The following is a 6,663-nucleotide window of genomic DNA, read 5'->3' on the forward strand; positions in this document are numbered from 1 at the left end:
TCGCCACGACGCACGAGGGCAGCTGGCTGAAAAACTCCAGCACCTGCGCTCGCCGTATCTTTTTGCGCAGAACCGCCCGTCCTGCGCCGTCAGCTCCATGCACCTGAAACACATTCTTCGCCAGATCGAGCCCGACCGTGATAATCTCCGACATGACCGCTCCCTTTGTGGATCGTTGCAGACCCACCTTGGCACATCAGATGCCGTCGGGGGGCGGTCACATCATCAACGCCTTGTGGCTGGCGTCGTGATTGGGTTCATCAGCTGCATGATTTTCTCCATGATCTGGTGATCTGGGGGGTACGGCCTTTCATCCGAAGCCTAGCTGAACGCAGAGCGCTCGCAGCTGATCGACTTTCTGATGAGACGTCTTTGCCATTCACTCTCGGCACGCCTCAAAGCTTATCGGCAGGAAGGACCTGCACAGCTGCATCGTCTCTCTCTCTTAAGAGGGCGTTTCAAAACCACTTGCAGGCGGATTCGTCCTGTTAGATGAGTGGCTTATGTCTGCCATGCTTGTCTCTGACGGCCTTTGGGCCGTGATCGAACCTTTGTTGCCATCCACGTCTCGGTCCGCGAAAGGTGGGCGGCCTCGGGTCTGCGACCGGGCCGCTCTGGCCGGGATCATGTTTGTCCTGCAGAGCGGCATCCCCTGGCGGATGTTGCCCGCGGAGCTGGGCTGCGGCTCGGGCGTGACCTGTTGGCGAAGGCTCAGGGATTGGCAGTTGGCCGGTGTCTGGGATCAGTTGCATCAGGTCTTACTGCGCCAGCTGCATCGCGCCGGTCATCTCGACTGGACCCGGGCCTGCATGGACAGCGCGTCCATCGCGGCGAAAAGGGGGGCGAAGTCACCGGCCCCAACCCCACCGATCGCGGGCGCCCTGGCACGAAGCGCCACATCGTCACCGACAGGCAAGGCATTCCCCTGACGGTGCGCCTCAGCGGCGCAAACGTCCATGACAGCAGGATGCTCGATCCGCTGCTCGACGCCATTCCTCCCATTCATGGCAAGCGTGGCAGGCCGCGCCATCGGCCCGGCAAGCTGCATGCCGACAAGGGGTATGACTATCCCCGCTGTCGCAGGGCTTGCACCAAACGCGGCATCAAGCATCGCATTGCCAGGAAGGGCATTGAGAGCAGCAGTCATCTCGGAAAGCATCGCTGGGTCGTCGAGCGCACATTCGCCTGGCTCTCCAAATTCCGGCGCCTCGCCGTCAGATACGAGCGCAGGGCCGACACTCACCTCGCCTTCACCATCTTGGCCTGCGCCATCATCTGCTTTCGAGCGCTGACAACGTGGTCTTGAAATGACCTCTAAATGAATATTGACCATTTTATGTCGTCCTGGTGATGATCGTTCATCACCACCGCCGACCTGCAGGACGTCGTCGTTCCGATGTTTCAAGTGCCCGGATCATTTCTGCACCGTTGCCTATCGGTTGATCTGGAAGTCGATCCGAAAACCGCCCGGATCTTCGCTCTTGCTGCCGTCCAGCACGGCGTCCGACAGGCCATCCTGACCAAAGGCCGGGACATGGAACCTACCCTGGATCGGCTGGAGACGGCGTCGGCCGACATCGCTCACCTCCTCGGCCACAACATCCTTCGCCACGATCTGCCGCATCTAATGGCCGCCCGGCCGCGGTTGGCAAAGCTCACCCGGTCCTCGATTGATACCCTATGGCTCAATCCTCTGGCCTTCCCGCGCAACCCTTACCACCACCTGGTCAAGCACTACCGCGACGGGCGGCTTCAGGCGGGCCACGTCAACGACCCGGAACTGGATGCAAGGCTTGTCTTCCAGGTTCTCGAAAACCAGTTTGCTGCCCTCGAGCGGCTGAACGGCGAGGAGCCGGACGCGGTCACAGCCTTTCACTACCTGACCACCCGGATGGACAATGCAGGCGGGTTCGATGCCGTGTTCCGCCATATCAGGGGCGCCGATGCTCCAACCCATGGGGCTGCCCGCGAGGCCATCCTCCGTCTTCTGACGAACCGGGCCTGCGACCAGCGGATCGAAGAGGTGCTCGAGCGGATCGCCAGTCCCCAGCTCGGGTGGCCCACGGCCTATGCGCTGTCCTGGATCCTGGTCGCGGGTGGGGACTCCGTGATGCCGCCCTGGGTGCGGGCGCAGTTCCGCGAGGCCGCGCTCATTGTCCGCCATCTGCGCGACACCGCCTGTGAAGATCTGGACTGCCGATGGTGCCAGGAGAAGAACGATCCGGTCCGTGCGCTGTCGCAGTGGTTCGGCTTCAAGGCTTTTCGACCTCAGCCGGTGGATGACGCAGGCCGCCCTCTGCAGGAACGGATTGTCGAAGAGGCGATGAAGGGAGCGAGCATCCTCGGCATCCTGCCCACGGGAGCCGGGAAGTCCGTCTGCTATCAGATCCCCGCGCTGTCAAAGTTTGACAAGACCGGCGCCCTGACCGTGGTGATTTCGCCCTTGGTGGCGCTGATGGCCGACCAGGTCCAGGGCATGGAGCGGGCCGGCATCTCGACGGCGGTCACGGTGAACGGCATGCTGTCCCTGCCGGAGCGGCAGGACGCGCTCGACAAGGTGCGGATGGGCGAGGCGGCCATGCTGCTCATCTCTCCCGAGCAGCTGCGCAGCACCTCCGTCCGCTCGGTCCTGGCGCAGCGCGAGATCGGCCTCTGGGTTCTGGACGAGGCGCATTGCGTCTCGAAGTGGGGACACGATTTCCGACCCGACTACCGCTATGTCGGCCGCTTCATCAAGGAAAGCGCCGGAGACGAGCCGCCCCCGCCGATCCTGAGCCTGACGGCCACCGCGAAGCCCGAAGTGGTGCGCGACATCCGCGATCACTTCCGGTCCCGGCTCGGTGTCGAGTTGCTGCTTCTCGATGGCGGCGCGGTGCGCACCAACCTCAGCTTCGAGGTGCGCCCCACGCGAAAGGGTACCAAGCTTGCCGACATTCTCGACGTGATCGAGGCGAAGCTGCCGAGGGAAGGTGCATCGGGTGCCGTCGTCTACTGCGCCACCCGGGGCGAGACCGAACGCGTGGCAGGCTTTCTCAAGCAGCAGGGGCTCTCGGCGGAGCACTTCCATGCAGGCCTGCCCCCCGACGAGAAGCGCGACATCCAGGAGCGCTTCCGTGTGGGCGAACTGCGGATCATCGCGGCCACCAACGCCTTCGGGATGGGCATCGACAAGCCGGACATCCGGCTGGTGGTGCATGGCGACATTCCGGGCTCGCTTGAGAACTACCTCCAGGAAGCCGGACGCGCCGGACGGGACCGCGATCACGCCAACTGCGTGCTGTTGTTCGCCGCGGAGGATGTGGAGCGGCAGTTCTCGCTCTCCGCCCGTTCCCGCCTGGCACGCCACGAGATCGGCGCCATCCTGAAAGCCTTGCGCCGGCTGGACGAGCGCACGCGCAAGACGGGAAAGGTTGTGGCCACGTCCGCCGAGATCGTGCGGGCAGAACGTGAGCAGGAGTTCGAGCGCGACAGCGCCACGGACGACACCCGGGTCAAGACGGCCGTGTCCTGGCTCGAAGAGGCCGCGCTCCTGTCGCGCGAGGAAAACCGGGTCCAGGTGTTTCCGTCCTCGCTGCGGGTCCGCACGCTCGCCGAGGCAGAGGTCATCCTGGCCAAGGCGGAGGTGACCGGGACACGGCGCAAGCAGCTTCTGGACATCGTGCGCTACCTGATGAATGCGCCCAGGGACAAGGGTATCTCGACCGACGAGCTGAGCGGGGTGAGCGGCCTGACCGGTGGGGCGCTGAACAAGGCCCTGGCGGATCTGGAAGCACTCGGCATCGCGCGCAATGACGTGGCGGTGACGGTGTTTGTCCATTCCGGGGTCGAGGGACAGTCGCGACAGCGGTTTGAGTTCGCCTCTGCCCTCGAGTGCGAGCTGATTGCCGTTCTGCGCGAGGCTGCCCCGGATGCCGAAGGGGCAGGAGGAATTCCCCTGAACCTCTCTGTCGCCTGTCAGACCCTGCGGGACGGGGGACACGCCAGCGTCCGGCCAGACATCGTGGAAAAGCTAGTGCGCGGCATGGGTCGTGATGGGCGAGACCAGGACGGGGGGCTCGGAAATCTGCGGGTGCGCAAGGTGACGCGCGATACGCTGCTGGTGACATCGCAACGCTCCTGGCAGGTGCTGGACCAGACTGCCCTGATCCGCCGGCAGGCGGCCGAACTGTTGCTGGCACATCTCCTGGGCAAGGTGCCGAAGGGCGTCCGGGGCAAGGACCTGCAGGTCGAGACCACCCTGGGTGATCTTCTGGCGGTGCTGACCTCCGACGCGCTGCTGCGGAACAGTGGCATTAAGGACATGACGAGGCTCATGGAGCGCAGCCTGCTCTGGCTCCACGAGCAGGAGGTGATGAGTCTCGGCAAGGGGCTGACCGTCTTCCGGCCCGCCATGACGGTTCACCTGAACAGTGCCGGCGGCGCCTTCACGCAAAAGGACTTCATTCCCCTGGAAGAGCATTACGGCGAACAAACCGTGCAGACCCATGTCATGGCCGCCTATGCCGAAACAGGTCTTGTCGCGATGGATCAGGCGTTGCGCCTGTCGGAGGACTACTTCGTCCTGGACCGCGACGCCTTCCTGAGCCGCTGGATGCCCGGCAAAGCCGCGGAGATCCGGCGCCAGACCACCGGCACGTCCTGGAAGACCATCGTCGAGGCCCTGGACAACCCCGTGCAGCAGAAGATCGTCGCCGACGACCGAGAGCAGACCAGCGTTCTGGTGCTTGCCGGTCCCGGATCGGGCAAGACGCGCGTGCTGGTCCATCGCATCGCCTATCTGATCCGCGTCCGGCGCGAGGATCCGCGCGGCATCCTGGTGCTGACCTACAACCGCCACGCCGCCGCCGAGGTCCGGGCGCGCCTGCGCCACCTGATCGGCGATGACGCGAGCCTGGTGACGATCTCGACCTGCCATGCGCTGGCCATGCGGCTGGTGGGCGCCAGCTTCGCCGGGACTGCGACAGAGGCCTATGACTTCGACGGCATCCTCAGGGAGGCCGTGCGCCTTCTGAATGGCGAGGGCCTGAGCAAGGCGGAGGCGGAGGCGCAGCGCGAAACGCTGATCCAGGGCTACCGCTGGATCCTGGTGGACGAATACCAGGATATCGGACCCGAGGAATACGCCCTGATCGCCGCCGTGGCCGGCCGGTCTCTGGAGGATCCGGACCTGCGGCTCAGCCTGTTCGCGGTCGGCGACGACGACCAGAACATCTATGCCTTCGCAGGTGCCTCCATCCGCTTCATCCGGCAGTTTGAGGCGGACTACCGGGCCCGGCCGGAGTTCCTGGTCGAGAACTACCGCTCCACCCGCCACATCATCGAGGCGGCCAATGCCGTGATTGCTCCAGCCAGGGACCGGATGAAGGCTGATCACGCCATCAGCGTCGATCGCAAGCGCCGGAAGGATCCGCCCGGAGGCGAGATGGCTGCACTCGATCCTGTCGCGCAGGGCCGGGTTCAGCTGCTGGATTGTCCGAGAGGCGATGTGGCGCAAGCCATCGCTGCGGTCGATGAACTCGTGCGCCTGTCGCGCCTGGACCCGGACTGGAGCTGGTCCCGGGCTGCGATCATCTCGCGCGACTGGAAGCGCCTTGCGCCGGTGCGGGCCTATGCAGAAGCCTTGGGGCTTCCGGTGGAGATGGCCAATGAAAGCCCGCCCAGCGTCTGGCGCCTGCGCGAGATGCAGGGCTTCATCGAGGTCCTGCGGCGCGATCCCGCGCGGCTTCTGAGCATCCGCGATCTGGTCGAGGCCGTGAACACATTGCCATCCAACCGCTGGACCGATCTGATCGCCGAAGGGATTGCCGCGCTGGCCCGGGAGCTTGCCGACAAGACCATGCCGGTGCCCGATCTCATCGAGTGTTTTGCGGAATGGGCCCGCGATACCCGGAGCGAACAGCGGGGTCTGCTGCTTCTGACGGCCCATCGCGCCAAGGGGCTGCAGTTCGACGATGTGGTCATCCTGAACGGAGGCTGGGATGCTCCCTCCAGGGGCGAGGATGCCGATGCGCCGCGGCGCCTGTTCTACGTCGCCATGACCCGGGCGCGGCGCAGCCTCTGCATCATGGCAAGCGATGCGCATCCGTTCTTGCCGCGAGGGGGAGAGCATGTGCTCCGGCGGGAGGCCCCGTCCCGGTCTGGTGACGTGGTGCTGGCAACCGCGCAGTATCAGATGCCCAACCTGAAGGCCGTGGATCTATCCTGGGCGGGGCGCCTGCCTGCGGATCACCCGTCCCTGCGGGCGATCGCGGAAGCCCAGGTGGGCGATCCCGTTCAGGTCGTGAACGAGGCGGGAGCCTGGATGATCCACAATGTCCGTGGACGTGCCTTGGGGCGTATGGCACGGACCTGGTCGCCGCCGGAGGGCCTGAACTTTCTGCGGGGAGAAGTCGGCGCCGTGGTGCGGTGGCGCAAAGCCGACAACAAGGAGGAGTTCCGCGCTCACCTGCGCCGGGAGGTCTGGGAGGCAGTCGCGCCGGAACTGGTGTGGGGCTGAGACCCGGCCAATTGCTTCTTCCGGAAAAAAAGCCACTGAAGCCTGCCATGGCGGGAAGGCCACGCTTTCTGGCGCTATGTTCAGTCGACTGTAAACGCCGTCTCTGACCCATTGAATTTGAGTATTTCTGGTCTTGGGTGCGTTTGCCAGAAGTTCGCCGAAACAGA

Annotated in this window: 3 protein-coding genes and 1 pseudogene; 2 read left to right on the forward strand and 2 right to left on the reverse strand. The window is 64.8% G+C overall.

The features are described from left to right. Positions 1–154, reverse strand: a pseudogene (locus OU682_RS23145) (IS110 family transposase); the annotation flags it as partial. 349 nt (positions 155–503) lie between these two features. Here OU682_RS23145 and OU682_RS23150 point away from each other — a divergent pair. Beyond that, positions 504–1,306 (forward strand): IS5 family transposase gene (locus OU682_RS23150; RefSeq protein ID WP_371832306.1). Its coding sequence is split into 2 segments (ribosomal slippage): positions 504–834 and positions 834–1,306, totalling 804 coding nucleotides; the frame shifts between segments, so codons are not numbered across the junction. A gap of 126 nt (positions 1,307–1,432) precedes the next feature. Here OU682_RS23150 and OU682_RS23155 read toward each other — a convergent pair. Next, positions 1,433–1,624: a hypothetical protein gene (locus OU682_RS23155; RefSeq protein WP_268944547.1), complete on the reverse strand. Its 192-nt coding sequence runs from the start codon at positions 1,622–1,624 to the stop codon at positions 1,433–1,435. Between OU682_RS23155 and OU682_RS23160 the strand changes: the two genes are divergently transcribed. Continuing rightward, positions 1,535–6,496: a RecQ family ATP-dependent DNA helicase gene (locus OU682_RS23160; RefSeq protein ID WP_268944546.1), complete on the forward strand. Its 4,962-nt coding sequence runs from the start codon at positions 1,535–1,537 to the stop codon at positions 6,494–6,496. The genes OU682_RS23155 and OU682_RS23160 overlap by 90 nt on opposite strands. Positions 6,497–6,663: the final 167 nt, after the last annotated feature.

The sequence above is a fragment of the Paracoccus benzoatiresistens genome, from assembly GCF_026913015.1.
Classification (GTDB): Bacteria; Pseudomonadota; Alphaproteobacteria; order Rhodobacterales; family Rhodobacteraceae; genus Paracoccus; species Paracoccus benzoatiresistens.